The sequence below is a fragment of the Dysgonomonas termitidis genome (assembly GCF_054657735.1).
In genome coordinates this window covers 975,707-999,527 of the sequence record NZ_BAAHYD010000001.1, presented here as the reverse complement: position 1 = coordinate 999,527, position 23,821 = coordinate 975,707, and the positions used below count along the sequence as shown (strand labels likewise).

The 23,821-nt window shown below is 41.3% G+C and carries 47 protein-coding genes; all 47 read left to right on the top strand.

What is annotated here, in order from left to right:
• The first annotated feature begins 1,249 nt into the window (after positions 1 to 1,249).
• The 47 genes from ACYQ3L_RS04045 to ACYQ3L_RS03815 all read left to right on the top strand — a co-directional run bounded on the left by ACYQ3L_RS04045 (position 1,250) and on the right by ACYQ3L_RS03815 (position 23,818).
• Entirely contained in the window at positions 1,250 to 1,810 is a 561-nt protein-coding gene (locus tag ACYQ3L_RS04045; protein ID WP_379993875.1) for a hypothetical protein, read from the top strand.
• Positions 1,811 to 2,021: 211 nt separating this feature from the next.
• Positions 2,022 to 2,573, top strand: a complete 552-nt coding sequence (locus ACYQ3L_RS04040; RefSeq protein ID WP_379993876.1) for an endonuclease domain-containing protein — start codon at positions 2,022 to 2,024, stop codon at positions 2,571 to 2,573.
• Between the two features lie 123 nt (positions 2,574 to 2,696).
• Complete coding sequence (locus ACYQ3L_RS04035; RefSeq protein ID WP_379993877.1) at positions 2,697 to 2,975, top strand: hypothetical protein; 279 nt, start codon at positions 2,697 to 2,699, stop codon at positions 2,973 to 2,975.
• Positions 2,976 to 3,591: 616 nt separating this feature from the next.
• Positions 3,592 to 4,179 (top strand): hypothetical protein, encoded by a 588-nt coding sequence (locus ACYQ3L_RS04030; protein ID WP_379993878.1) that lies wholly within the window; start codon positions 3,592 to 3,594, stop codon positions 4,177 to 4,179.
• Positions 4,180 to 4,231: 52 nt separating this feature from the next.
• Positions 4,232 to 4,510, top strand: a complete 279-nt coding sequence (locus ACYQ3L_RS04025) for a hypothetical protein (RefSeq protein WP_379993879.1) — start codon at positions 4,232 to 4,234, stop codon at positions 4,508 to 4,510.
• Positions 4,507 to 5,145, top strand: coding sequence for a hypothetical protein (locus tag ACYQ3L_RS04020; protein ID WP_379993881.1), 639 nt, complete (start codon positions 4,507 to 4,509; stop codon positions 5,143 to 5,145). The genes ACYQ3L_RS04025 and ACYQ3L_RS04020 overlap by 4 nt, the downstream gene beginning before the upstream one ends.
• The gene (locus ACYQ3L_RS04015) at positions 5,126 to 5,740 is read left to right on the top strand and encodes a hypothetical protein (protein WP_379993882.1); all 615 of its coding nucleotides are present in this window, start codon (positions 5,126 to 5,128) and stop codon (positions 5,738 to 5,740) included. Before ACYQ3L_RS04020 ends, ACYQ3L_RS04015 begins: the two co-directional genes overlap by 20 nt.
• A 14-nt stretch (positions 5,741 to 5,754) precedes the next feature.
• Positions 5,755 to 5,991, top strand: coding sequence for a hypothetical protein (locus ACYQ3L_RS04010; protein WP_379993883.1), 237 nt, complete (start codon positions 5,755 to 5,757; stop codon positions 5,989 to 5,991).
• Between the two features lie 199 nt (positions 5,992 to 6,190).
• On the top strand, positions 6,191 to 6,658 hold the full coding sequence (locus ACYQ3L_RS04005) for a hypothetical protein (protein ID WP_379993884.1): 468 nt from the start codon (positions 6,191 to 6,193) through the stop codon (positions 6,656 to 6,658).
• Between the two features lies 1 nt (position 6,659).
• Positions 6,660 to 6,851 (top strand): hypothetical protein, encoded by a 192-nt coding sequence (locus ACYQ3L_RS04000; protein WP_379993885.1) that lies wholly within the window; start codon positions 6,660 to 6,662, stop codon positions 6,849 to 6,851.
• A gap of 4 nt (positions 6,852 to 6,855) precedes the next feature.
• Positions 6,856 to 7,113 (top strand): transcription-repair coupling factor, encoded by a 258-nt coding sequence (locus ACYQ3L_RS03995; RefSeq protein ID WP_379993886.1) that lies wholly within the window; start codon positions 6,856 to 6,858, stop codon positions 7,111 to 7,113.
• The gene (locus ACYQ3L_RS03990; protein ID WP_379993887.1) at positions 7,103 to 7,381 is read left to right on the top strand and encodes a hypothetical protein; all 279 of its coding nucleotides are present in this window, start codon (positions 7,103 to 7,105) and stop codon (positions 7,379 to 7,381) included. The genes ACYQ3L_RS03995 and ACYQ3L_RS03990 overlap by 11 nt, the downstream gene beginning before the upstream one ends.
• A gap of 121 nt (positions 7,382 to 7,502) precedes the next feature.
• On the top strand, positions 7,503 to 7,847 hold the full coding sequence (locus ACYQ3L_RS03985; protein ID WP_379993888.1) for a hypothetical protein: 345 nt from the start codon (positions 7,503 to 7,505) through the stop codon (positions 7,845 to 7,847).
• Between the two features lie 20 nt (positions 7,848 to 7,867).
• Positions 7,868 to 9,385, top strand: coding sequence for an LPD5 domain-containing protein (locus ACYQ3L_RS03980; RefSeq protein WP_379993889.1), 1,518 nt, complete (start codon positions 7,868 to 7,870; stop codon positions 9,383 to 9,385).
• The gene (locus ACYQ3L_RS03975; RefSeq protein ID WP_379993891.1) at positions 9,385 to 9,630 is read left to right on the top strand and encodes a hypothetical protein; all 246 of its coding nucleotides are present in this window, start codon (positions 9,385 to 9,387) and stop codon (positions 9,628 to 9,630) included. Before ACYQ3L_RS03980 ends, ACYQ3L_RS03975 begins: the two co-directional genes overlap by 1 nt.
• Before the next feature lie 5 nt (positions 9,631 to 9,635).
• The gene (locus ACYQ3L_RS03970; protein ID WP_379993892.1) at positions 9,636 to 9,857 is read left to right on the top strand and encodes a hypothetical protein; all 222 of its coding nucleotides are present in this window, start codon (positions 9,636 to 9,638) and stop codon (positions 9,855 to 9,857) included.
• 2 nt (positions 9,858 to 9,859) lie between these two features.
• Positions 9,860 to 10,132: a hypothetical protein gene (locus tag ACYQ3L_RS03965; RefSeq protein WP_379993893.1), complete on the top strand. Its 273-nt coding sequence runs from the start codon at positions 9,860 to 9,862 to the stop codon at positions 10,130 to 10,132.
• A gap of 12 nt (positions 10,133 to 10,144) precedes the next feature.
• On the top strand, positions 10,145 to 10,351 hold the full coding sequence (locus tag ACYQ3L_RS03960) for a hypothetical protein (RefSeq protein ID WP_379993894.1): 207 nt from the start codon (positions 10,145 to 10,147) through the stop codon (positions 10,349 to 10,351).
• A 9-nt stretch (positions 10,352 to 10,360) separates the two neighbouring features.
• Positions 10,361 to 10,561, top strand: coding sequence for a hypothetical protein (locus ACYQ3L_RS03955; protein ID WP_379993895.1), 201 nt, complete (start codon positions 10,361 to 10,363; stop codon positions 10,559 to 10,561).
• Between the two features lie 24 nt (positions 10,562 to 10,585).
• Positions 10,586 to 10,867 (top strand): hypothetical protein, encoded by a 282-nt coding sequence (locus ACYQ3L_RS03950; RefSeq protein WP_379993896.1) that lies wholly within the window; start codon positions 10,586 to 10,588, stop codon positions 10,865 to 10,867.
• A 7-nt stretch (positions 10,868 to 10,874) separates the two neighbouring features.
• On the top strand, positions 10,875 to 11,501 hold the full coding sequence (locus ACYQ3L_RS03945; RefSeq protein ID WP_379993897.1) for a hypothetical protein: 627 nt from the start codon (positions 10,875 to 10,877) through the stop codon (positions 11,499 to 11,501).
• Complete coding sequence (locus ACYQ3L_RS03940; protein WP_379993898.1) at positions 11,488 to 11,718, top strand: hypothetical protein; 231 nt, start codon at positions 11,488 to 11,490, stop codon at positions 11,716 to 11,718. Before ACYQ3L_RS03945 ends, ACYQ3L_RS03940 begins: the two co-directional genes overlap by 14 nt.
• 2 nt (positions 11,719 to 11,720) lie before the next feature.
• The gene (locus ACYQ3L_RS03935) at positions 11,721 to 11,930 is read left to right on the top strand and encodes a hypothetical protein (protein WP_379993899.1); all 210 of its coding nucleotides are present in this window, start codon (positions 11,721 to 11,723) and stop codon (positions 11,928 to 11,930) included.
• Between the two features lie 306 nt (positions 11,931 to 12,236).
• A complete protein-coding gene (locus ACYQ3L_RS03930) occupies positions 12,237 to 12,416 on the top strand; it encodes a hypothetical protein (RefSeq protein WP_379993900.1) in 180 nt (59 codons plus the stop codon).
• Complete coding sequence (locus ACYQ3L_RS03925; protein WP_379993901.1) at positions 12,413 to 12,613, top strand: hypothetical protein; 201 nt, start codon at positions 12,413 to 12,415, stop codon at positions 12,611 to 12,613. Before ACYQ3L_RS03930 ends, ACYQ3L_RS03925 begins: the two co-directional genes overlap by 4 nt.
• A 17-nt stretch (positions 12,614 to 12,630) precedes the next feature.
• Positions 12,631 to 13,308, top strand: coding sequence for a hypothetical protein (locus ACYQ3L_RS03920; protein ID WP_379993903.1), 678 nt, complete (start codon positions 12,631 to 12,633; stop codon positions 13,306 to 13,308).
• Positions 13,309 to 13,310: 2 nt separating this feature from the next.
• On the top strand, positions 13,311 to 13,724 hold the full coding sequence (locus ACYQ3L_RS03915) for a hypothetical protein (RefSeq protein WP_379993904.1): 414 nt from the start codon (positions 13,311 to 13,313) through the stop codon (positions 13,722 to 13,724).
• Positions 13,725 to 13,798: 74 nt separating this feature from the next.
• Entirely contained in the window at positions 13,799 to 14,044 is a 246-nt protein-coding gene (locus ACYQ3L_RS03910; protein WP_379993905.1) for a hypothetical protein, read from the top strand.
• A gap of 146 nt (positions 14,045 to 14,190) precedes the next feature.
• Positions 14,191 to 14,499: a hypothetical protein gene (locus ACYQ3L_RS03905; RefSeq protein WP_379993906.1), complete on the top strand. Its 309-nt coding sequence runs from the start codon at positions 14,191 to 14,193 to the stop codon at positions 14,497 to 14,499.
• A 79-nt stretch (positions 14,500 to 14,578) separates the two neighbouring features.
• Positions 14,579 to 15,151 carry a hypothetical protein gene (locus ACYQ3L_RS03900; protein WP_379993907.1) on the top strand — a complete coding sequence of 191 codons (573 nt, stop codon included), beginning with the start codon at positions 14,579 to 14,581 and terminating at the stop codon, positions 15,149 to 15,151.
• Entirely contained in the window at positions 15,108 to 15,272 is a 165-nt protein-coding gene (locus tag ACYQ3L_RS03895; RefSeq protein ID WP_379993908.1) for a hypothetical protein, read from the top strand. Before ACYQ3L_RS03900 ends, ACYQ3L_RS03895 begins: the two co-directional genes overlap by 44 nt.
• A gap of 11 nt (positions 15,273 to 15,283) precedes the next feature.
• The gene (locus ACYQ3L_RS03890) at positions 15,284 to 15,661 is read left to right on the top strand and encodes a hypothetical protein (protein ID WP_379993909.1); all 378 of its coding nucleotides are present in this window, start codon (positions 15,284 to 15,286) and stop codon (positions 15,659 to 15,661) included.
• A gap of 54 nt (positions 15,662 to 15,715) precedes the next feature.
• Entirely contained in the window at positions 15,716 to 16,021 is a 306-nt protein-coding gene (locus ACYQ3L_RS03885; protein ID WP_379993910.1) for a hypothetical protein, read from the top strand.
• A 66-nt stretch (positions 16,022 to 16,087) separates the two neighbouring features.
• Complete coding sequence (locus ACYQ3L_RS03880) at positions 16,088 to 16,828, top strand: hypothetical protein (protein ID WP_379993911.1); 741 nt, start codon at positions 16,088 to 16,090, stop codon at positions 16,826 to 16,828.
• 91 nt (positions 16,829 to 16,919) lie between these two features.
• Complete coding sequence (locus tag ACYQ3L_RS03875; protein ID WP_379993913.1) at positions 16,920 to 17,594, top strand: hypothetical protein; 675 nt, start codon at positions 16,920 to 16,922, stop codon at positions 17,592 to 17,594.
• Entirely contained in the window at positions 17,581 to 18,183 is a 603-nt protein-coding gene (locus tag ACYQ3L_RS03870) for a hypothetical protein (RefSeq protein ID WP_379993914.1), read from the top strand. Before ACYQ3L_RS03875 ends, ACYQ3L_RS03870 begins: the two co-directional genes overlap by 14 nt.
• 36 nt (positions 18,184 to 18,219) lie before the next feature.
• Complete coding sequence (locus ACYQ3L_RS03865; RefSeq protein WP_379993915.1) at positions 18,220 to 18,498, top strand: hypothetical protein; 279 nt, start codon at positions 18,220 to 18,222, stop codon at positions 18,496 to 18,498.
• A 3-nt stretch (positions 18,499 to 18,501) separates the two neighbouring features.
• Positions 18,502 to 19,176, top strand: coding sequence for a hypothetical protein (locus ACYQ3L_RS03860; protein ID WP_379993916.1), 675 nt, complete (start codon positions 18,502 to 18,504; stop codon positions 19,174 to 19,176).
• Positions 19,177 to 19,188: 12 nt separating this feature from the next.
• Positions 19,189 to 19,986 (top strand): GP88 family protein, encoded by a 798-nt coding sequence (locus ACYQ3L_RS03855; protein ID WP_379993917.1) that lies wholly within the window; start codon positions 19,189 to 19,191, stop codon positions 19,984 to 19,986.
• A gap of 18 nt (positions 19,987 to 20,004) precedes the next feature.
• Entirely contained in the window at positions 20,005 to 20,313 is a 309-nt protein-coding gene (locus tag ACYQ3L_RS03850) for a hypothetical protein (RefSeq protein WP_379993919.1), read from the top strand.
• A gap of 14 nt (positions 20,314 to 20,327) precedes the next feature.
• Positions 20,328 to 20,717: a hypothetical protein gene (locus ACYQ3L_RS03845; RefSeq protein WP_379993921.1), complete on the top strand. Its 390-nt coding sequence runs from the start codon at positions 20,328 to 20,330 to the stop codon at positions 20,715 to 20,717.
• 17 nt (positions 20,718 to 20,734) lie between these two features.
• Complete coding sequence (locus ACYQ3L_RS03840; RefSeq protein WP_379993923.1) at positions 20,735 to 21,016, top strand: hypothetical protein; 282 nt, start codon at positions 20,735 to 20,737, stop codon at positions 21,014 to 21,016.
• A gap of 2 nt (positions 21,017 to 21,018) precedes the next feature.
• Positions 21,019 to 21,168, top strand: a complete 150-nt coding sequence (locus ACYQ3L_RS03835) for a hypothetical protein (protein WP_379993924.1) — start codon at positions 21,019 to 21,021, stop codon at positions 21,166 to 21,168.
• An 11-nt stretch (positions 21,169 to 21,179) separates the two neighbouring features.
• Positions 21,180 to 22,058 carry a hypothetical protein gene (locus ACYQ3L_RS03830; RefSeq protein WP_379993926.1) on the top strand — a complete coding sequence of 293 codons (879 nt, stop codon included), beginning with the start codon at positions 21,180 to 21,182 and terminating at the stop codon, positions 22,056 to 22,058.
• Positions 22,059 to 22,103: 45 nt separating this feature from the next.
• Positions 22,104 to 22,400 (top strand): hypothetical protein, encoded by a 297-nt coding sequence (locus ACYQ3L_RS03825; protein ID WP_379993927.1) that lies wholly within the window; start codon positions 22,104 to 22,106, stop codon positions 22,398 to 22,400.
• A 67-nt stretch (positions 22,401 to 22,467) separates the two neighbouring features.
• Positions 22,468 to 23,064 (top strand): tyrosine-type recombinase/integrase, encoded by a 597-nt coding sequence (locus tag ACYQ3L_RS03820; protein ID WP_379993929.1) that lies wholly within the window; start codon positions 22,468 to 22,470, stop codon positions 23,062 to 23,064.
• A 136-nt stretch (positions 23,065 to 23,200) separates the two neighbouring features.
• Positions 23,201 to 23,818 carry a hypothetical protein gene (locus ACYQ3L_RS03815; protein WP_379993930.1) on the top strand — a complete coding sequence of 206 codons (618 nt, stop codon included), beginning with the start codon at positions 23,201 to 23,203 and terminating at the stop codon, positions 23,816 to 23,818.
• Positions 23,819 to 23,821 lie beyond the last annotated feature (3 nt).

The following is a 23,821-nucleotide window of genomic DNA, read 5'->3' as shown; positions in this document are numbered from 1 at the left end:
CACCCCTTTCTTTTTCAAAATTTTATAATGTTGATTATCAATAATATAAGACTTTAACTTTCCTTAAAAGTTAAACTAAAAAGCCGTTTTTTGTTCATTTTTGTAAAACTTACTGACATTTTGAAAGCATCTTATCATTTCAAGCAGGTTGTTATGAATTACACCTATTTGTAACTACCTGAATTAGAATGTTTTAACATTTTAAATACAAGCTATCATTTTGATATACACACATAACCGGTCTTTTTCTGTTTTTTATGAAAATAAAACTTTTTTACTTTTTAGAAAATGGATTTATAATCAATTGTTTTTCAGCTATATACCTTCGCGTGTACACGTGATTATTCCTTTTAAAAAATCTATCCTTCAAAAAATATTTTTCAAAAAAATTATTGAAAATATTTTGCAGTTTAAAAACTTGTTTCTATTATACCACCATAAGCAACCGACACAAAACAGGTCGGAAAACAAACAAAAAGAAACAGTAATTAAAAACTAAAACATTAAGAACTTCAAAAATCAAAAACCTCAATTAAGAGAGAAACAAAAAAGCCTTTTTGTGCGAAAGCAAGCCTTTTGAGCTTTGGAAAATCAAAAATTCGCCTGTTCGCTTCGGAGCGATTAAAGACGGTGTTAAATAACCACACCCCGCAGGACTACAAACCAATGTAGCAAATTGGAACGGTGAAAGTACGTGTACTTTGTAACCGGGTGCGAAAAACGTTAATATTTGGGAGTTTAAGCACTGAATTGGTAGTGTCGGAATAATGCCATAATTGCGCCCAGTGCGCACGGAGATAAAAGACACGATGCGATAAAAACACATCGCACGAGGGACGGAGATAAACGTATATGCCATTGCTATGCTCAATACTCTCCCCGGCTAACCGCCTGAATGCCACCGCCAAAAGTTAACTGCCCTATTGGAAAAGATAGGGGACGTGCTGAAGGTATGCCTTAATTGTCCCTAAACAGTTCGCATACTAACAACCCAGTGAAAGTCAAATTAAGTAGGCTGGGTTTGCATGAAATACATCAAAGTAATGCAAATATAGCACGTTTTAGTTACAAGGCAAAAACTATGAAAAAATTGCACGTTGTCCGGCGAAAAGGTAGCGTGCAATTTTTGTTTAGGGCTTACGGCATCACGGTAGCCGTCTTTCCCTCTTAGCCGAGCGAAATGCGGGGTTCGAATCCCCGGTGCCCGCAATATGCGATTTTGCATAGAATCCAAATAATTTATATCATTATGGCAACTACAAAATTAAATGCAGAGCAATATTCTGCGATGGATACGAAAACAGCAGGTATCTTATTAGTGTATGCAGGAAAAGAGGGTAAAGATACCGCCCAGCACTTTTTCGGTGACGACTTTGTACCCAAAAACAAGTCTGAGAACGAACTGTTCCGTGTATGGAAAAACGTTGTGAAAACCATGTGGGAAACAAAGCGTGAAGAGCTGAAATTACGTGAGGATAACGACGGTATCCGCTCGAAATTCCGTGCCAGTACTCCAACCCGTATCATTATCCGCAATGCCAAAGGCGAGCTTGTAAAAAGCTATGAGCTGGACGAATCGGTGTGGGCAAAAATCGGGCTTGTACCGACTAAAAAGGACATTGACAAACTTGTTTCTTCCCGTGATTATAACAAGGCAATCCACGCAGCTACAAAAGCCAGTTTCGATGCGCTGGGATTCCGTGTAGACCTAAATGTAAAACCTGTGAATACAGTAGAAGAAGCCCTTGACAATGCTGCAAAAGAAGTGGAAGCGGAACTCCAGCCTGCGCCTGTCGAAGCTGCTGCCTGAACAGGCTCTCTTTTTGCAATCAAATGCAGGTAGCCTTATGTCATTAATGGCTATCTGCATTTTTCTTTTTCTATAGATTATGTATGAAACGTGCATGCCTGAAAATATTTCCGGCGGGATTTAAGACGCCTGTTCTATCTAAAAAGGAAAAAACAAACTTCTTTCCTGTCATCTGTCTATTGTTTAGAAATATCTTCTTATAGCAGATCTTATGAAAAAGGTAAAATTCTCTGGTAGTGAAAGAATGTGGATTATAAAACATTCTGGAGGCCAAAAAGATGTGTTGGAATTTTTAAATAATGGCAAGAAGAAGTTATACAAAAAGAAAAAGCCCGCAAAATATTTAAAAGAGTTCAAATTCAAAGAAGATAATTTTGACTTGTCTGATTATGAAGGATGTGATTATGCTGATATTCTACGGAAAAGGCTTATATCGAAGTCGACTAAAGCCGAAAAAGAATTATATGATTTGCTCGGTTTGTTAAATATCAAATATGAAAAGCAATACCCTATAAAAACATCCGGTAAGTTATACTTTGCCGATGTTTATATTCCTGAAGCAAAGGCTGTCATAGAACTGGACGGGCTTTATCACAAATCAGAAAAAGTGGCTAATGCCGATAGAATCAGAAACGCACACATAAGAAAGGCAGGGTTTAGGATAATAAGGTTTGACAACGAGGATGTTTTTGACAGAATAATGATACTCGACAGAATAAACAAGTTGCTCAATTTAGGATTAAAAGTTTACCAATACATGTAACCTGTACTATCCGCTGCCTCAGTCACTTCCGGATTTTATATTAAAAATGCAGGAAAAAGACCTGTATCTCTGCACGGATTTCATTAATTTTGTCGCAATAATATAAAGCGTGAAAGTATAAAAATGAATAAGAGTGCGGATTCCCTGAAAACGGAAGAGTTGGTAAAAACGGTCTTCGAACTGCTAAAAGACTATTGCTGGCTGGCGGATTTTGAAATGAAGCGGGATGTTTCCATATGGGGATACAGCAATCCCATGGCAACGTCATTTCCCACGGCAACGGATGCAATCGCTTTCCTGAAGCAATTCGACGAGCTGGAGGAACTGGATATTCATCATAGCCGCTTTACGCACTTTGCCAATGCCACCATGTTCGAGGTTAATCTGAAAGTAAAGAAATAGTTATATTCATCGTACAATATACAATCAGGGCACGGAAGCTATATTCTGCGCCCTTTTTGCATCTATCAGGATGTTAACTCAATGTTACGAGGGGATTTCCCCTGCAAGAACTTCAATTTTACCAATATGTAACAAATGAAAGCGCATACCCGAAACGTGGGACGTAGGGAGATATGCCAATGAAACGGTGCTGTATATGGCCTGTAAGCACCTTAAATATTCAGGCTGTCCCCATGATATAATCCGAAGTGCAGGCAAACCACTCCTGCACTTTCTGTTTTCCAGGCGATAATATCGAAACTTCGCAGGGATTATACCCCTGATTGCCTACACCACAATTTAATTTCCCGATTACTGCAAGTACCGCGAGGTACATCATTCCCCCCGGAAACATTAACGGCGGAATCCTGTGCAGGAGGCCTGCTTAAATGGCACTTCACTGTGCCGGCAGGATTTTGCCGTTACACTGTGTTTATGGGAAAGTATTATACAGGAAATAATTGTAAATAAAATAAACTAATGCGACCTGACAGGCTCTATTCTTCGTCAGGTTGTGGAAGTATAATATCCAAACCATTAAACGTGAAGGCAACACGGTAAAAATGCGCACCTTGTTATGGAGAGATCTTGTATTACCAGTTATATCATCATTGGCAACATGTCAGATATCAGGTACCTGCACAATAGCTTGCTGAAATTAAGCCAAAGGAAGAAAACATCGCTGAAACATCTGGCGGAGATGTTTTACCCGGAGATAAAAAATTACGATATAGCCGGATATTTCTATGATCTGCAAAAGAACAACAGCAGGGAGATAAGATTCTCGGTAAAGACCGGTGCTATGCCTCATCCCGAAATATGGTTTCACATCTGCCGCAAATACCTTACTGCAAAAATCTACTATTTTGCCCAGGAACCCAATAGCGGCAATTACCGGACTAACGACTGCGCAGGCCATTACTTTCCGCAACGGTATATAGTGGAAGATGCCGGGGGAAATGTAAATGCGGTAGTAGCGCAGCAGCATCTCTACGAACAGGTAGCGGGGATAATACCTGTATCCGAGCCATATACGACACTCGAAGCCTTTGCTAAAGCTATAAAAGCGAAGCTCGCGGGCAACAGGATATTCGATATACTGGTAGTTGACAACCGTGGCAAATGCATCAGCCATGACAAGAACCTGATATGCCAATGGCTCTAATATATAACCATAAAAACGTGAGGGCAACACGACAAAACCGTGCAAAACAAATATGAAACTGGAACTTATCTATGCCGATGGCAAGCCTATCGGTTACAACCTTGTAGCGGAAGACAATACCGACAGTAAAATGCTGGAGACCGTGCAAAACCTGCACTTTCTGGAAAGCAACAAGCAGGAAAAAATACAGTATGCCGGGGTAACGCTCGGAAATAATGCAAAAACTTCCCGCGTCATGTTTATGCAGCGGAAATACGCTATCCTGCCGGACAACGATATAATCAAGCAGGAAATATATAAAGCGATCTTAAAGAAAGGAGTACCCGTATGAAAGAATTACCCGAAGGACTCGACATCAATCAACTCTGGGCGACAGGCAACTCATCCCAGATTAACATGCTGCTTATTAGGTTACTGGAGCAGTTCAGGAATAAGCAGTTCGCCGTATCCGACCTCGTTCATAACATGATAGCTGATCCTACATCCACCTTAAAGCTGTCATACCTCTCGACAGGCGGATTTCCCGAAGAAAAGTTCCAATGGATTACCAGCTCCATGCTCGATACCGCAGGGCTGAACATCCGTGTTATGAACGATGAGATTGCCTGCGGCTATAAGAAAGAATACCTCTTCAGGGATGGCAAATGGTGCTTTGAAAATCCGCCGGGTATTAATGCGCAAATCCATCAATTGACACAACAGGGATTAGATAAAATACGTGAATATTTAAAAGAAAACGGCCGCCTGTATACTCTCAATGAGGATGATTTTTGGATTGCCCTCTATGTAGATAACCACGGCGATGGAACATCCAGCCTTATAAGCAGTATAAAACTGGAGCACGATGAAAAAGTATCCCTCAACCTGGAGGATGGGTACAGCCTTTATGAAGAAGACCTTACAACAAATCATGTGCTTGATATACTAACCATAATTGAAGAAGGACATGGAACATACTCAAAATAATACCCCACTGATCTCCAGCCAGTTCCGCCGCAAGTACCACGACGGCTCATATACCCGTGGATATGGATTTTGGGAAGACATGGCTGAAAAAGATTCCTGGGGATTCGTCTGCCAGCTCTTGCCGGACTATGAAAGGCGTGACGATGTGATGGCCTCCGATGACCTTGCATGTGTTGCCGATGGCGAAAAGACACTTGAATGGCTTTATAAAAACTACCCGCAATGGGACGGATTAAGCATTGAAGAGTTGAAGAAAGTCCGGGCGCAATGGGATTATGAACTCTTTCAGGAAGCCGAAGGGTATTTAACTGCCGCAATCCAATCCGGTGAAATAGAAATACGGGAATTTGAAGTAAGTATCATATCCGCCCGTATTCAGGGTGAAGGCGATAACGACCGCGTTTGGCTGCAATGCGCCGATATGACCCGCAGTAACTACCGGGAAGAGCGTCGTATACCATCCTGTGATTTGCAGAATGTAAGATGTCGCTGGATTGATGAAGGAACAGACGGTGAGAGGTTTCAGATTCTCTATGAAAATCAGAACACCGGCGACTTTTATTGGTGTAATGCCCAAAGTATTGATTTTGAATAATAACTCATACCATCATGAAAGCCAATAAACTCAAACCCCTCTTTATCTTCGGGGATATTCCCTGGCCATTGTTTATTTCATACCCCGAAGACTGCGAATGCAATACCATTGATCTCATTTTCCGTTTTCTTACGAATGAGATTGGACGGGAATCTTTACCCCCGGAACTACGGGACATGACACTCGATGAATTGCAGGCAGAGTACAACAGGCATTTTCCAGCAATGGCAGAATTAGAAATTTTATCATAATCCTGCTATATGCCAAAAATAGAATTAGTAAACCAGATTAAGGAAGGTAAGCATCCGCAATTTGTATATAACAATGATAAACAAATGGTTACTTGTCGATGTGGACAAGATGCAGTTTGGATGCGCAATGGATATTTATGTCCTACCATAACAGCCTATCCGTGCGAATATAGCAAACCGCCTAAAATCCAATAAACCGATGAAAATAGAACTTGTAAAAATAGACAATAAGACAGCCGGCTACAACCTTGTACCCGAAAACGAAGAAGAAATGAAAGCCCTTGGCTCCATACGTGAAATATACTTCTGGGGCAGTGAAGAAGAAGCCATGAAATACGATGGTATCCATACGGACACGAAAGAAAAGTATGTTACCGGGATGATGTTCCTGCAACAAAAGTATCAGCCCGATTTTTCTCACGAACAAGTAGTTATCAATGAAAGAAAAGTCATTCAGCCAATCGTTCCGGTTCCCACACTCCGTTGTATCCTTTGTCATTCCACCGAAGTCAGGATGAAGATGTGGGACGACCCAAACAACCCCGGCAGTGCCTCCAGTCCTTCCGACGATGACAGGAAAAACTGCTACTGTAACCGCTGCGAAACACATGTTCCTTTAGAGCTGATACCCAAAGAGCAGAAGTCTATGATTCCTAAACCAGAATAATATGCAAGAAACTGAAAAGAAACAAAAGAATAAACGCTACAAAGTCTTTTTCGATATGAAATGGTCTGACGATGTATATGTTACCGCACCCAATGCAAGGGTAGCCAGAGCCAAAGCATTCGCAAAATTCATAAAGAAGCTCACTCAAAAGTGGTTTACAATCTATGTCGAAACAGACGACAAAAACAAGTAGCAATATGATTAAACGACAAGACATCAACATCGGCGACCACGTCATAGAGAATGATCCCGACAAGTATACCCCAAACCCATTCAAAGGAGAGGTAACTGCCATCATCGAAACAGGCAAGGGCGATTATGATTACTGTGCCACTGTCAGGCTCGATAATGAATCACTTGCCAACCCTTATTATAAAATGATTTCAGAAAAGGGACACATCAATGCCTTTGGTTTCGATATCGACCACATAAAAAATAAAATCCATGTCAAATAAAAAAGAAATCCACCAGATAGCCGGTGACCTTGCCAACGCGGGCTTTAACACATCCCGTGAAAAGTTCCTGGAACAGATGCGGAACCTGCATCCTACCTCACAGCAATTATTCGCCGGATTAGTATTGGCATGGATAAAAGACTATGCTGAAAATTACCGCATTGATGACCGGAACAGGCGGAGTATCGAAGAGTGCCGGAAAGTAATAAACTCATTCAACGCACTGAACGGTAATGAAGAACTGAAAACAAAGTTCCCCTGCATCTGAACAGAAAACAATTTCTTTTATCCATACATGGCGCAGGCAATATAGCTTACGCCTTTTTTATTTTCTAAAATTCCGCGTCACTTATAATCCTTTCATATCATTTCCTCCTATTCGTTACTAAGTGATTGCAATAAATACAATTTTTATGATCGAAAAAGCACGTCAGATTATCAAAAAACGCCTGTTCGCCACGACAAAAGACTATAACGCCCTTATAGACGGATTAGACTTTCTGGAACAGGCCGCAAAGGAAAACCGCGACAAGCTTACACCCCTTCAGCGTAAGGCAGCCATTGACAAGCTCACAGCCAAGCTGGAAAAAGCACAGCGGCGGACTCTCGACCGGATGCGCCTGGGCCGTTCCCGCGGCGGCACTGCCGGCGCGCTCAACCGCGATGTCCATAACCTCGGCTTTGCCTCCGATGAGATAAAGAGGCAGATAGAAACACTTAAAAACAACCAGTAATCACTTAACAAATCAACAGTATGCAACAGACCGCAACAATCACAAAAAACATACAGGATTTCGGGCAGAAGATAGGCGGCGCCAAAAAAGACCTCGCCCGTAATGCGATGGAGCAAATAAGCCTCATCACGAACGACGCGCTGGCAAGACAGCCTTTGTCCAAATCATTTCCGCGTCCCGACTTCGCCCGCATGTCCCGCGACGGGCTTATCACCGGGGAAACGGCTATAAAACTGCAATACCTGTATAACAATATTCCGGCAAAGCCACGCTACAGTTACAGCGTCAGAAGATGGGTTGAAAGGGTAATACCTGTTATCCAGATAATTAAAATAGGACTGGAAAATGAACAGGTACTCGGCGACCAGCCATTTGTACTGAAAGAAGGCTTTACCAACTTCCGGAAAGAAATGAATGCCGCCAACTGGCCGCATGAAGATTACAGCCCGTATCCATTCCGCATCGTACATCCACATCAGTTCAGTTCGGACAGATGCTTTGTTGTGGCCAAAGGCAATTATATCAGGCATAAAGCCAATACCATTGAAGAATGCATTGCATGGATAAAAGATAATGCCGGAACATCAAAGAAAGCCACGGTATTCCAATGCTCGGTATGGCGCAATCCTCAGGCGGATACTTATTATATCACCCCTGTAAATAAGAGTGGCATTGTCCTTAAAACATTTGCAACCAGGGAAGAAGCATTTGCTTTCCGCCAGGAGCATATGGACGAGCTTGAAAGAATCTACAGGGAGCTGCGTACAATCCCCGAAGAACGCCGTGACTGGAACCGTCCCCGCACAGGAACGAATTACCGTAACGGGATAGATAAGACCCCGGAGCAATTCTCGGCTGTCTTTCCATTCCGGGGTGTTGAATTCGGAAACTGGGTGACACAACTGGAGAGAGCCGCCAGCCTTAACGAGGCATACGACGCGCTCTATGATTTAGCCGGAATATTAGAAATAAGCCCGCAAGCGATAACCCTTGACAACCAGTTGGCTTTGGCTTTCGGGGCAAGGGGAAGCGGCAAGGCATTAGCCCATTATGAAACTTTGAAAAGGGTTATCAACCTGACCAAAAAGAAAGGCGCGGGTTCTCTGGCTCACGAATGGTTCCATGCACTGGATAATTATTTGTGCATCAAAGAAGGCCAAAGCCTGCTTTATGCAACCGAAAATCCAACGACAGTCGCATCCCTTTCCGGCGTCCTTTCCCAGCTAAGGACAAAAATCAAGCAAACGGATTTCTATTCCCGCTCCAAAAAGATAGATCAATACAAGTCAAAACCTTACTGGGCAACAATGGTGGAACTTACCGCCCGGGCATTCGAAAAGTACGTTATCACAAAGCTTGCGGAGAAAGGGCATATCAATGATTATCTGGCTAACGTAAAGACTGTATCTGAATTCCTCCGTCCCGATGTGTATCCTTACCCAACGGATGAAGAGATAAGGGAGATTGCCCCTTACTACGATCAATTGTTCGGACAGATATTCGGGGTATTAAAAGAAGAAATCAAACAAACAGCATAATGATAGAAAAAGGTCACGCCCTATTACTATATAGCTGTAATGCTTGGCATGAACACTCCAGTAAAGAATTGCTTGGAGTGTTCACCGACAATGACAGTTTTATCGATTATATCAGCGACATGAAATCCTCCGGGCAACTCTCAGAAGAAACTACTGAAGACTTGTTGCGAGACCGCCAGACACAGGGCCTTGAAGAAAACTATATGATCGAAGAAGAAATGTTGAATCCTGCATTATCTGTATAATCATTATGGAAAAGAGAGAAAGTCTACTTAGAATAAAAGAAAATATCCTGAAAAACAGAGGGGAATGGGACTTGACGGATGATAATGGAGAACCTGTCGTATATGATGACAATATGGATATTCCTATTCCCGATTTGGCTATTAATAAGGATGATACTCCATGTGCACTGGTTCCGTTAGGTTATTTCGATGAAGATACATTATGTAAAATTTTAGCAACCATGTAACCATGCAAATAGCTTACGATTATATCGGCTGTATAGACATTCCGGACAAGCTCGCCGAATGGACAGACCATCCCGGAGACTGCTATAAAGACTTAGCCAGGCTCATGCAGATAGACGAAGTCAGGGATGAGCTTGGAAAAATCGATGCGGAGAACCTGAAGCTGGAACTGAAGGAATATGGTGCCTGGACAGACGAAGAGTTAAACAACCACAACGATAACCTGGTACGCATACTCTGGATTACCTGTTGCAATATAAACGAAAGAAACGCGTAAAAACATGTATCGATGAAAACATACGGAAAAACAAGTAAAGGTGTAATCAGTGGGTATTATGTTGTTCCCTCTGCAAAATGGAACCTGAAAGGAAAGAGTGGTGTTGCCAAAAACATGCTTCGCAATTCCCGTAAAAAGCGGTTACTGAGAATCACCATGAAGAGGATCAGGAGGCAGGAACTTAAGAAAGACTTACAATTGAAGTTACAAGATTTATAAATAACGGACATGATAAAGACAATAGAAGATGTAAAGCGAATGGAGCCCCACGAACAAAGAGACTGGAAGTTCGGGCTTTGCATCCGCAATGTAATCCGCGTAAGTGAAGACCTGTTTACCATAGATGATACTTCCCATGGATGGATAACAGCAGAAGTTACACTGGAGCAATTTGAGCAATTGTTCAAAGGTGAATTATCAATCACATAACTGGACTGGAAATAAAAGGGAAAGATGAAGAATACTAATCTGAATACTGAACAGCGAAACCCTATCATTTTGGCGAAAGACCACGTTATCGTCCTGTTCTCCCGCCAGCATTTGCCTGTAATGAAAGAGAAACGGTTGGAAGGCATCTTCACATTAGACGAAGAACTGAACTATTACCTCGATGACAAAGTACAGTTTGGCAGGATGACCGAACAAGACCGCCAAGAATTACTGAACCTCAAAGCCACTATGGCTAACGGAACCTACTACTCCATAGAAATTATAATGTTGAATCCCATATCCTGATAGAATCATGATTAAAGACTACATACAGCTCGGCCCATATGCCTTTATCGAAATCCCAAGTAAAGAAAAAGCCGACAAATACATCACAGAGTTAGGTATTTGTAGCCACAAATGGAATGAGGATAACATCGAATATGGCTTCTCCCGCTATGGCATACAAAATCAGTTTATTATCAATTTCTATGTTGCTGTTGGATTAGGGTACCATATCTACAATATTTTCATTGATGCCATCGAAGCCGGTTGCTATGGCGTAACAAGGACTGACGGTGCATTCTGGGAGGAAAATATTCTTGGCAACAACTATCCCGATGAAGATAAGATCAAACCCGGAACAGAATATATCGTGGTTAAGATACTGCTTACTTTCCCTCTGAAGCATATTACTGAAATTATACAGTATCATGATAAAGAACGTACAAAACTATGTAAACATGGAGTTGTAACTACGTTCGGAGCATTAGGGCCTATTAATACTTACATGGGCAAAGAAATAGGAAGGGCAATGACAGATGAACAGATTAGCGACTTTATGACTAAAAAGTATAATTTCCATCTCTTGGAGTATTGTAACTGCACCAAATATTTAGAACATCTCACACCTCAAAACGAAAAAACAGATGAAAACCCGTAGATTCTGCCCCCATTGCGGACGTCCCGTTGTCAAATCGTGTGTCAAAGGTTATGCTTTCCAGTGCTACGGCTGCGATGAAGATTTCTACCCCTTCGAAGTCTATCGCAAAAAGCATCTCGATAAAGTAAAGGATATCCGCAAAAACACCCTCGCTTGGGAACTCGAAGCAAGAGTACACTGTCACAGTGTCCACAAACCATACCCCAAATTCCGGTAATTATGAAACAACTTACAAAAAATCAATTAAGAGTCGTCGAAGCCTTACGCGACAGATGCGACAATCTGGCTAAAGGCTTACTCAAGGACAAAGAACATGCCCACATCCACGACGAAGCTCAAAATCATGATGGCAATCCCGACGAAGACGTTGTAGGACTACTCTACGCTGCAAGTGCAAACCTCGATCAGATTATCGAAAGACAGGTTTAAAAATAAACAAATAAAATATAAGCATTGATTATGAAGACGTATAAAATGACAGTTCGGTAACTTAAGACAAAGTATGAATATACGATTTACGGTGACAACGATGAAGTTATTGATACGCGTAAAAGTAATCGTATTTATTGGGCTGCCACTGTTGCACGAATCGAACGCGATGGAAAAGTCTCTTACCGTGTAAATTATCATGGCAGGAAATCCGATGCCGGAAGTACCGGCGATGCAAGAAGATACCAGAATGCAGGCTATGATGTGGGTGTTGCTTATATCTAAGACGCACAAAAACCAAATAAGATGAACAACAAGGTAACATACTTTAATCACATTTGCTATAAAGTGGATGATAAATACCATTTTGGAGATATAATAACATTCTCCTGTAAAAATGGGATATTCCATTTCTGCCTGAAAACAAAGACTGCTAATCAATTATTCATCTCTCTGAAAGGAGAAAATATAATATACATAGTATGAAAAATATTGCTCCTATAGAGACTTTAGCTGAGTTCACTAATCTATTAGGTGAAGAGCTTGACAGATATGGTTTGGATGGTAATTATATTGGCTCGGTTGAATGTACGGAGGATAATCTGATTAACCTTTACAACAGCCAGTTTAACGACAAAACCACATACGGTACTGTATACAGATATATCATTTATAAAGAATAAAAAATACACCCCCGAACATGGACAAATATAAAAAAGAAATACATGTCAGATATTATTGCGATGCTAGATTCTGCGGCGAAATATGGCAGGCAAAACCTGAGAATGACAAAACCCGCTGGCTCCATCGAGATACTGAGTTGGGAGATTGGAGTTACCTCAGTTCAGGCCCCGAAGGGGATTGTGAACCTGAGCACTCTGTTCCAAGAAATATCGATATTGTTATCTGTAATTCCGATTGGATAGAATATTACCGCGATGGGAACGACAGGGAATTGTATCCCGATGGCTTCCCTACATTCGAACAGGCTTGCCAAAAGTACTGGAATGCTATCAAAGACCAGCACCTACCTACAGTGGGTACACCGGAACTTGCAGCATGGCTTGAAGAAGTAAAGCCGGATAACCTTTCCAACTTCGATAATCTCAATTGGAACTACCATCACTACAAGAATATTGATCCCGATCACTTTATGACCGATGGGTGCAAAGTTAGCCGTGAAGACAAGGGGGATTTCAAAACTACTTTTCTCCTCGACTTCGAATATATGGGAAAGCAATACCACATTGTGCGCTATGCCCAGCATCATAGCATGTGCAGCGCACGATGGTATATGTATTCTGTAGTTTCACTCATCGATGGCAAGATTAACGGGAATATATACTGGTTCGGTTATGGACTGATAAGTAATAAATAACAATGGAAAATATTCTCAATCCCTCACTGGAATGTACTGATCCCGACCAGCTACAGTTCTGCCTCCGTATTTCTGATAATGAGTTCTGGTATTGCGAGCCTAACTGGTACAACGATAAGCTGATGCCTGATGCCGCTACCCCGGAACGCAGGCTGCTACTGAAATATATGGGTGATCCGAAGAAGCTGCTCGAAGATGCCCAAACGGATAATGAGCTGAAGGCATTGCTGGCCAACCGGCAGTTATGGCTGCATGGTGGCAGTGAAACGGATGATTTTACCAAAGAGGAAAAACTTGAACTCTTAGACAGCTACGGCTATACTTGGGATTCATTTACAGACGATGCTGAACGTAACCAGATTATCTGCGAAATTTATTTTGAGCAAAACCCGGTGGAATTCAGGTACGATATATAAAACGAATGGCTTATGTAACCGGATGATTGCCGGCATATATTTTTTAACCCGCTTAAACGAATTCGGAAATAATAATGAATAATAAAATTATAACGCATGGCGAGGCCCATGCAATACAAATCCTGGTTGCAAGGGATTTAGATTTGAAGATCGGAATGGTTGACTTAGCAGAAAAGTATTTAAAGGAGAAAGATATGCAGCCTGTTTTAATCGGATCCTTTGCCAAGGAGGCGGCTAAGGCTGTCGGAATGATACAAGCTAAAGGATTGACAGATGAAGCGCAAAAGCTTGCAGGAAAGTATGTTGATCTATGTAAATAATAAATCTTGATCTTAACATGGGCAGACAGGCTTTTTATTTGTAACCCAGCAGCTACTTAACAAGTAACTGTTTTTTTTATTCCATCCGGTAAACATTCCCAATTCATTTTACTTAGTCTTAACCGGTAGTAATTAATAACCAGCATATGAAAATATATCCTCCTATAACCTATACCCCGTTAGTCCGGGTTGAAATCAAAGACCTGAAAACAAAAGAAATACGCTCGGTCAGCTTTTGCCAGGCCACACTCGATGAAGTTGTCGGCCATGTGGATAGAACGCTTAAAACCGGGATTGTCGGGATTAAAGCCAGGGTAAACATAAGGGCCAGTGACGAAGAAAAGCGCTGGGGAAAACAGAAGAACGCAACTGTATATATTAATAACCTGGACGATGCCCTCGCTCAAATCACAGATGGCATCGAAACTCTGGATTGGAAGGCAGTTAAAGGATAAAATAAAAGAGAACGAACAGTTTTTCCGGCAACACCTCTTATTGTCAATAAACAGAATATAAACTAAAAGACAAACCGTTATGATAAACCTGAATAAATTACCTCAAAATGTAGCCCTTTTCATGCCCTTGCATCAACAGGCAATCGTAAAAGACCCTGAATGTTGCGATGAACATAAAAGCACTATCGACATGCTCGATAAGGAAATCGAAGAGATACCCAAAGAATCCCAATCATTCACCGGTGAGCAAATCGCGGAGAGAGGCTCTTATTATGATTGCCTGGTCGTTTACGCTCACTTTTTCTATGCCGGCTGCGACTGGTTTATCCTCAACTGGGACAGGGAAAACGAAATCGTGTATTGCTATGCTATACTCAATGGTGATACGCAGATGAGCGAATTGGGCACGACATATCTCTCCGATCTCACAGGGCATGGCAGAATTGAGCTGGATTTTTACTGGAGCCAATGTTCTCTGGCTCAAGCCCTATATGACAAGTACCCGGAAGATTTTGCCGAACCCCATATCTCCAAACAAATACCAAAGAAAAAGAAAGACTGGAGAGCGAAAATTGTATTGAAATATCAACTAAATAACAAAAGAAAACATGGCAAAAGAACCACAAAAAGGCGATACCGCAACTCTAAATGACCCCTATCAGGGCTACCGGAATATCGAATTGATAAGGCAGGTCGGGAACAAATGGCTTGTCCGCATCTACGGGAGCGGCAAAGAAATAGAAGTATATGAGGACGAATTCGACCTCGATTAAAATGGTCAATTATGAGTAAATTAATAAAAGACCCTGAGTTTTCACCTCTGCCAAAAACTGATGCCGCGAATGTTATTGAAAACATTCGTCACTGGATAGATACAGATAATAAGAACAGCCTTCGCCGTTACTGTCGTCCCGATGATTCAGAGATTGGCTACCGGTTTGTACGGGATGAAGATTTCCTCGAAACCATAGAAATGGAGCAGACAATACTCAGGCGAAAAGTCAGAATTGTTTTTACCCGCTATGCTGAAACAAGGGATCATTTCTGCCCCTTATACTTTACCACCAGGAAAATAACGGTTGAAGTACACTACAAGGACAATGTTCATACCTATAAGAACGACAACAGGCTCCGGCAATTCCTAAAATCTTCGGATAAGTGAATAAAGAAAAAATGCCCATAGAAACAAGGCAAAAACACTTAAATAAATAGCCGGATGAAAATATATAAGAAAGAAAATGTCAATGGCAGGGAAATCCATTGTATAATGCACTGGGATTATGATATGCGTTCCATTCAGGTCGATGACCGGATGCTTATGTTTATACAGGCCGGCGGACTGGGTAATTGCTTCATCCATCCCGGTTGGCTGGAAATGATAAAAGGTATTGAAGCGCAATTCCTTTCCTTCCTCAACCATGAACCCTATTCCATGGAAGTTCCATCGGTTGACGATATTATTCCCTATATCAGTAAGCTTGTCGAGGCTGAAAAGTTAGAGTATAGTTCCTCCGGGTATTAACCAATTGCAATAAGTTAGAAAATCAAAGTAGTAACTGACCATCACACTCCGCCGACCAATGTAATTATGAGCAAGACCATGACATTCCAGCAAATCTATGATTTCTGTCTTTTAGACGCAGCCTACAATGCTTACTTCAATATCCCTGACCAGTTCAAGTGTAAATCCCGCAATCAATACAGATATTACTATAATAATCTGAGTAGTCGGGGACAAAGCAGAGCCGGAACATATATCTATAGTCAATCCATGAGGCAGTTAGAACGTTTTCTCAATAAACAGCAACAAGATTTTTATTTTCATATCAACGAGGAAACCTTTGAAGAAGTTGATTATCAAAAATTTGAAGGAAAGACCATTTATATAGTTGCACATATCAGAGGGAATGGAGTACAAATCGAGTACAACCACCCATACAAATGCAGCTACGAACAAGATAGAATCTGGTTTATTCCACGCTCTCACAACCGATTCGATAAACAAGGACTGATAAAGGAAGTGCAAAACCACATCAATACGAAGCTACTTTTTCCACCCGGAAGATACCGTGAGTTGCAAGAAGAATACCGCATCCCTAAAGAAAAGTTTGTAGACTGGTATCGCCACGAATATAAATGGTCGCAGGAGAGAAAGCACGAGCAGGAACACTGGGATATGATCGAAAAGTACACTCCCGACAATTCCGTATCATTCGAGGACAGCCTCGATCTGCTCCGGGCTTCAGGTATGTTCTATGATTTTGGCATTGATGACGAATATGAACAGGAAGAGATGGCCGACCAGTTCATGCGAATGTGTAACCGCTAAAATTATATATTTCCTAATGTCCAGTGGACGGAAAGAATATCTAATTATATAATTATTGATAAACAAGCAGAAGGTTAATAACTAAAACATTATGCAACAAATAGCAGAAACAGCAGAAATATTAAATAATGTCCATCCGGCAGCGGAATATCTTTTGAATAAAGACAACCCGCCATCGCTACGAATCAGGTACGGTAACGAGAACAGGACATTATTCAGGTCAAAATGCGGCAGGATCGGCATTATGGCAAAGGGAAAGAAAACGAAAGGTTATTATTTCTCTGACTGGGATAAAGTAAACAAGGTATATTTCCCAAAACCTCCAAAAGAAAAGCCACCCGGAGAAATCGAAAGGAGGCATGTCCTTAAATGCAAAAAAGAAGCTGCCAAAGCCACCTTTACAAACCCTTTTATCCGTAAATGCCTCGGAGCTGATGAAAATAAGTCCGCATATGATAACGGGATAAGCGGCGGCAGTATCAATTCCGGTAAGATCATTTCTTTAAGCTCTATCGCGAAACAACATCCGTGGGAAGCGAAAAAGTTCCGTGAAGCGCTTGCCAACAAGGCTGAATACAGGACATCCCGGATTCCATTCCGTGGTTATGAGATGACACTCAGCCTTGAATTGACCAATGAAGGGGATACTTATAACTTGCCGGGGGATATCCGGGGATATCTATCGCTCGAATACAAGGACACTCTGAATGGCTATTACTACTTGCTTATTAATGATGAAAATTTCATAGGATATGAAAAAGACTAAAAAAATAACAGATGAATTCTGGGATTTTATTGAAAAGTACCTTCCCGGATACTATAAGCGTGACGATATACTACGGCATGCAGACTTAAAGCTCTTTATAGATGGGCACGAATCAACTGTAACAGGACTGACGGTGGAAGAAGCCGCCGTTGAATTATCCGTTCTATCGCTGAAAATCACTAATGAAGCCATAGACGCCTACACAAAAGGCCTGGGAGTTGAGTGCGAACGCTGTAATTCCGGGAAAGGTAATTATTGTACTCACTGTGGCAAGTTATTGCCGCCTCAAAATCAGAAGCTTGAAGAGCTGCGTACTAAATACATTAAGGAAATAAAGGAGATTATAGACCAATATGGTAAGTTCTCGACCGCAAGTATTATGGCGGATTCCTCTCCTATAGTCAAAGATGATAGTTATACAACACAACTGGCCGAACAGTTCGGAGCCGATAAAGTAACCCTTATTACTTATTCAAAAGAGACAGACCAGGAAATGGGTGAAGAAGATGTACCATACGAAAAACTAAGTATGAAAGTGTTGGCCAAGATCCATTCACTTGCTATCGAATGGAAAGAAGATAACGAATAATTAACCACCCCGGACGCGACAATAAACTCAAATGACATGGATAGAAAAACATTCCCCGGATTTTCCCAAATGACAACATCTGAGGTATCTGTCTTTGCTAAAACGCTAATGAATGACGGCTATACCCTCGAAGAAGCGCTGGAGTTCATGGAAGGCATCGACCGCTGTCTGGTTATTCAGGCAAGCGCCTCTCTAATTAACCGTTTTGCAGGCAAAGCCAGATGGAACCGCAAAACCGCGAAACAGGTACTCTTCGATACAGCCATGCAGATTCCTATTCCCGAAAGATTCCTGAATAATAACGAAAATGAATAAAAGATGCGATTTATAGATACACTCGAAAAACTACGGCTATACCTCTCCGCTAAAGAAAAACTGGACATAAAGGAAAAAGCTTTACTTGGCCAGATACGGGAAGACCTCAATTATTTCCCCACGGGTACTATCCACCGGGATAGCCTGCTTGAATACGGATACGACGCACACCTGGCCGGTGATGATGTACTGGCTACACTGGCTAAGAAAATGGGAGAAGACTCGTGGGAACAACTCAGTTCAGTACAGATACCCATTATTGGTGACGCCTGTAAAGTTTCTATTTCAACATGTCCGTTATGTGCAGGCTGTGGTGCATTTGAAAATGGTAACTGGATATGCGAAGAGTCCGAATGCAGGCGTGAATGGTCCTGTATGAAATACGTCTGGATTAAGTACAGCGAAGAAACCGCATTCCTGTTTGGTTGTGATATTGGTTTTATATCCAATACCTCACGAAGCAGCAACGCATCCCTCTTCTTGCCTGTTGACCTGTTCAGGATGCACTTTGCAAAATCTCCTGATAAAGAGAATATCTATCAAATATTCAAAATTGAAGATACGGACGATATCAGTCAACTAAAAGAACAGGGATACACTGTCGAAAAGGTCACGGATACCAAAGGCCTGGAACGATTCGGACCAAAAGCCTATTGGATGTCAGTGTTTCCAAAATAATAATACAACAACATGAAGAAAATAATTTCCAACCAAATAAAAAGGCAATTAGGCATTAGCTATCTGGGTTCTTGCTCAACCTCTCCAAAACTTATCAAAAGTTTGAATCGTAATGTAATGACCTATGGCCTCTATCTGGCGCCGTACAATATCAGCGGTTATAATGTATGCCCCGAATCGTTTAATTGCAGTAAATATTGCCTGCATGGATCAGGCAGGAGTAAAATAGAATTTCTGGCCAGGAAAGAGGCCGGAACGATCCAAAACGCCCGCATCAAAAAGACAAGGCTCTTTTTCGAGGACAGGCCGGCATTTATGAGCTTGCTGGTACATGAGATCAGCCAGGCAACCAAAAAGGCAAAAGAAGCAGGTATGCAATTAGCTGTCCGCTTAAACTGCGCCTCAGACCTTAGCCCGGAGGAATTCACCCTCGACGGTAAAAATATCCTGCAGATCTTTCCCAACCTGCAATTCTACGATTATTCCAAGATTCCCGGACATATGCAATTGGTAAAAAAATACGCCAACTATGACCTGACTTTTTCCTACTCCGGTGAAAATTGGAATGATTGTGAAGCCTTTCTCAAACAAGGGTACCGCATGGCCGTGGTATTTGAAAGCGGACTGCCTGCCACATTCAAAGGGTATCCTGTTATCAATGCCAATGATGATGACATACGGTTTCTGGATAATGGCGGTATCATCTGCGGGCTTACATATAAAAAAGTGGCTAATGATTATGTCGATGGTAAATACCAGCGTCCTGACACGACCTTCATTACCCGCAAACAAGAAGGTTTATGCGCTTAATATTAACAAATAATGATAATGAAGAAAGGACGAAAATCAGAGGATGTTAACCCGGAGCTTATTGCCCGGTCGGATGACCTGATGCAAAAAGAAATCAAAAAGTGCAAATACTATTTCAGGAGCAAAGACCCGCGCAAGAAAAATATTCTGCAGCAGCGTATTAATATTGTAAAGGAAAGGAACAAAGGGTTGACAGCGTTCATTGATAAAGACTACTCCTGTAAGACATGCGGGAGTAAAGACGGAAGAAGCCATCCTGATACAAGCTATTGTTTCTGTTGTGATACTGATAACTGGAATCCGGTTCACGAAGATGTGGAAAGATAAATTATAAAGTAATCATGGAAGAACTTGAATTTAAAGCTATGAGGTATACCGGAGATAAAGCAAGGGAAGTATTAAGCTATCTTTTAACAGAGGTTCCATATAAGCCGGACCAGGATTGGCATATCAACCAAGAAGGGCAAAGGGAATATCATTCCCTCGAATATTACCTGGAGTATGGTTATCCTAAAAAACCGCGTTGGGAATTGGCAGACGGAGACTATGCAGTCAATAAATACGGTCTTTGTGACGGCCATTATAAGGACGGCAATGTATTCATTGCATTTGACAATAACTCAGGCAATTGCAATATTGAAGAGTTCGAATTCGAAGAGGATGCCGTTAAATGGCTGAATCATGAATATGAAGATCCTTCAGACTTTAAGGGAAAAACATCCACCTGTTAAATTATAATACATTCATTATGGCACAATGGACAAAAACAAACGACTACTACAACCGTGAAGTAGTCAAGGAAGACGTGTGGAGCAGGAAATGCCGCAGGGGTAAAATATATGTAATAGACAGGAAAAATTTTACCTACACTTTCAGTTGCGGTGCGGATAGTGATTATTCTTTCACAGGATGTTTTTTCGGTTGTTCAAAAATTACAACCGTCGAACAGGCCATGAATGTGGTTGATCAAATCGCAACTCTCTGGTTAAATGACAAAAGTTACAAACGCCTTATAGAAAAACACAACTAATTATGTGGAGAATTATAGATAATGCCGGGACACTTTATTCCGGTAAAGAAGATGATATTAAAATAATCTACGACCAGATTAGAAATGGAAAGATAAAACAAAAGTGGAAAGAAGATCTTCTCCTGGTCGAAGTACACGGTATTATCAGATAAAATTTCAGATAATGACTGATATAAAAATCATTTACCTCTATGCTTATAGTGGCGACCTTGTGCATTGTAACCAATGCGAAGTAAATATGTTGGTACCAACAGGGGCGGATAAATGTCCGCATTGCTATTTCGAAGGGGCTTTACAATGGATAAACGAAAGCCGGAAAGAAACAACAGTCGATGAATTGGATATCAATCCGGAATATGCGACTATAACAAAACCGGACCCTGAAACAACTGAATATCTCTCTGACGAAGTACTGAAAGATGAATTTGATATGGAACCCAATCCCAAACATAAATATAAAACAATGAATAAGCTACATAACAAACACCCCGAAAAACGACCAACCGGGCAATGTACCGTTCTGGAGTTAGCTAAGCGCCTGTTAGATTTGAATATTGGCGAGGAACTGAACTTTTCTGAAAATCAGGACGGCTCAGATTACTGGGGAGCAAAGTATATGGAAGTTTTCGAACAGCAGGTTATCCTGTTCGGATATTATGGCGGTCCAAGTCTTCAGTTATACGAAATAGAAAAAGATGTACTTGCCGATATGGTCAGGCATCTCGGTTACCACCTCAATAAAAAAGAGGAAGACACAATATTCACCTTCGATGTTATCAAACCGCAAAATGAAGAGGCTTACAAAGAAAACATAGTCTCAAGTTACTTTTTTTATATGTGGAATGCATGGTGCAAAGAAGAATGCGAAAAGATATTTAGTTGGGAATCACCTCATTTCTGGGAGAAATGGTGCAAGTTTGCAAAAGACACAGCTTGTGGTGCGGCAGAGAAATACTACGCAGACCTGAGTGATGGTTATAGAATAATGCTTGTGAAACGAGCCTGTGAAATATATGATGGTAATAGTCGAAAAAAACAGTAACTTCTCCGATGAAATAAAAATATTCAACAAAATACATTCAGAAAAATGAATAACGAAGAACAACCACTGCATATTAAGGAAGAGGAAGGAGATACGATTGAAATATGGCTTACAAAAGAAAAAACTCCGGCAGCCTATGAACGTAAGAAATATGAGTTAATCCATAAATCCGGCATGACAGAACAGGAAGCGGAAGAACACATAGCCCATATACCTATTGTCCTTGAAGTTTTCTATTCTGTCGACCAGGGATTATTCGGAGTGAAATCCGAAGCCATAGCCTCCTGTAAAATCTATAATCCTTATTCCGGCGAAGAAATTCCCAATGATAACCTGATATAAATCAGATTGTATTTTAAAACAGCCAAAGCAGATACTAAAGGTCTGCTTTTTTTATTTAATAAAGCCTATGTCACGTAAAGGATCAATAACAACAGCAGAGCCTCTCAGCTTTGAGGATTTCAACAGGTTAATCAACGCATTAGAGATGGAAAAAGAATACAGGTGGCAGCTATTCTGTATTGTGTCATTCTACTTTGCCCTTCGGATAACGGATGTCCGTAACCTGCGCTGGTCTGAGATATTGAACAAGAATGAAGTAATCCTGACGGAGCACAAAACCAGGAAGAAATGCAAGCCGAGGAGAATCCCCGTAAAACAGGATGTAAGGGACATGATTGCAGGAATCTATCAAAACATGGACAGCCCGGATATAAACCAGCTGTTACTGTATAACCCTAAAAACAGGGCAGCCTATTCCATTGCCCATATCAATGAATCGATGCGGAAATTCAGGGATAAGTACAGAATCCCCATCAGGAATTTCTCCAGCCACAGCTTCCGCAAAACATTCGGACGCTATGTCTACGAGATAAATAACCGATCTGCGGAATCGCTTATACTGCTCAACGCCATATTCCGTCATTCCAGCCTGGAAATCACAAAAGTGTATATCGGACTGCGGCAGGATGAAATAAACAGTGTATATGAATCGATAAAGTTCTAATAACCGGAAAAAATATGATTATTACCGTATCAGCAATTTTGTTGGTACGGTTTCTCTTTTTATGCCACTACAAACTTCAACCGGGATTACTCCCTAGTCTTTAATACTATTCAAAACCAATTAAATAAAAATAAACATGAGCCTCTTAATAGGAATGAAAAGCGAAAGCGGGAATATCCGCTATATATCCGTATCAACGGAATACAAACATAAGTTCGATAAAATTGTCGCAACACTCAGAAACTTCTACAAATCACCCGGAAAGGTAAATACTTTGATCGAGCTGGGCAACCTCCACTGGCTGGGCACATCACCCTATAAAAAATCGAAAGGGGAGGATGATCTGGTTAACTGTGAAGCTATTATCCGTGACAGGAAACTAAGCCCCGGAAAACACGGGACCCAGTTTGCGGATTCGGAAGAAGATTTTGTAAAGAAACTCGAACGGGACTGCCGTTCAGGCCTGAACTGTTGCTTCCTGTTCGATGATGGCCAGTGGTATATCCTTGTTGGTTCCCATAAAGAAAATATAAAGACTATCGATGCATCGGTACTGCAAAAAAGTACACGTATGGACGGACTAACTGTCTATACTTATGAGCCTGATTGCAGTTACCAGACACTATCGGAAAAGGAATTCCACACATGGGAAGAAGTCAGGGCAAGCTCCGGCAGGGATAATAAAACCTACTACATCTTCCGCGGGGAGAAATTACTGACGATCATTCATCCTGCCGTTAAAAAAGCTTCCTGAGAA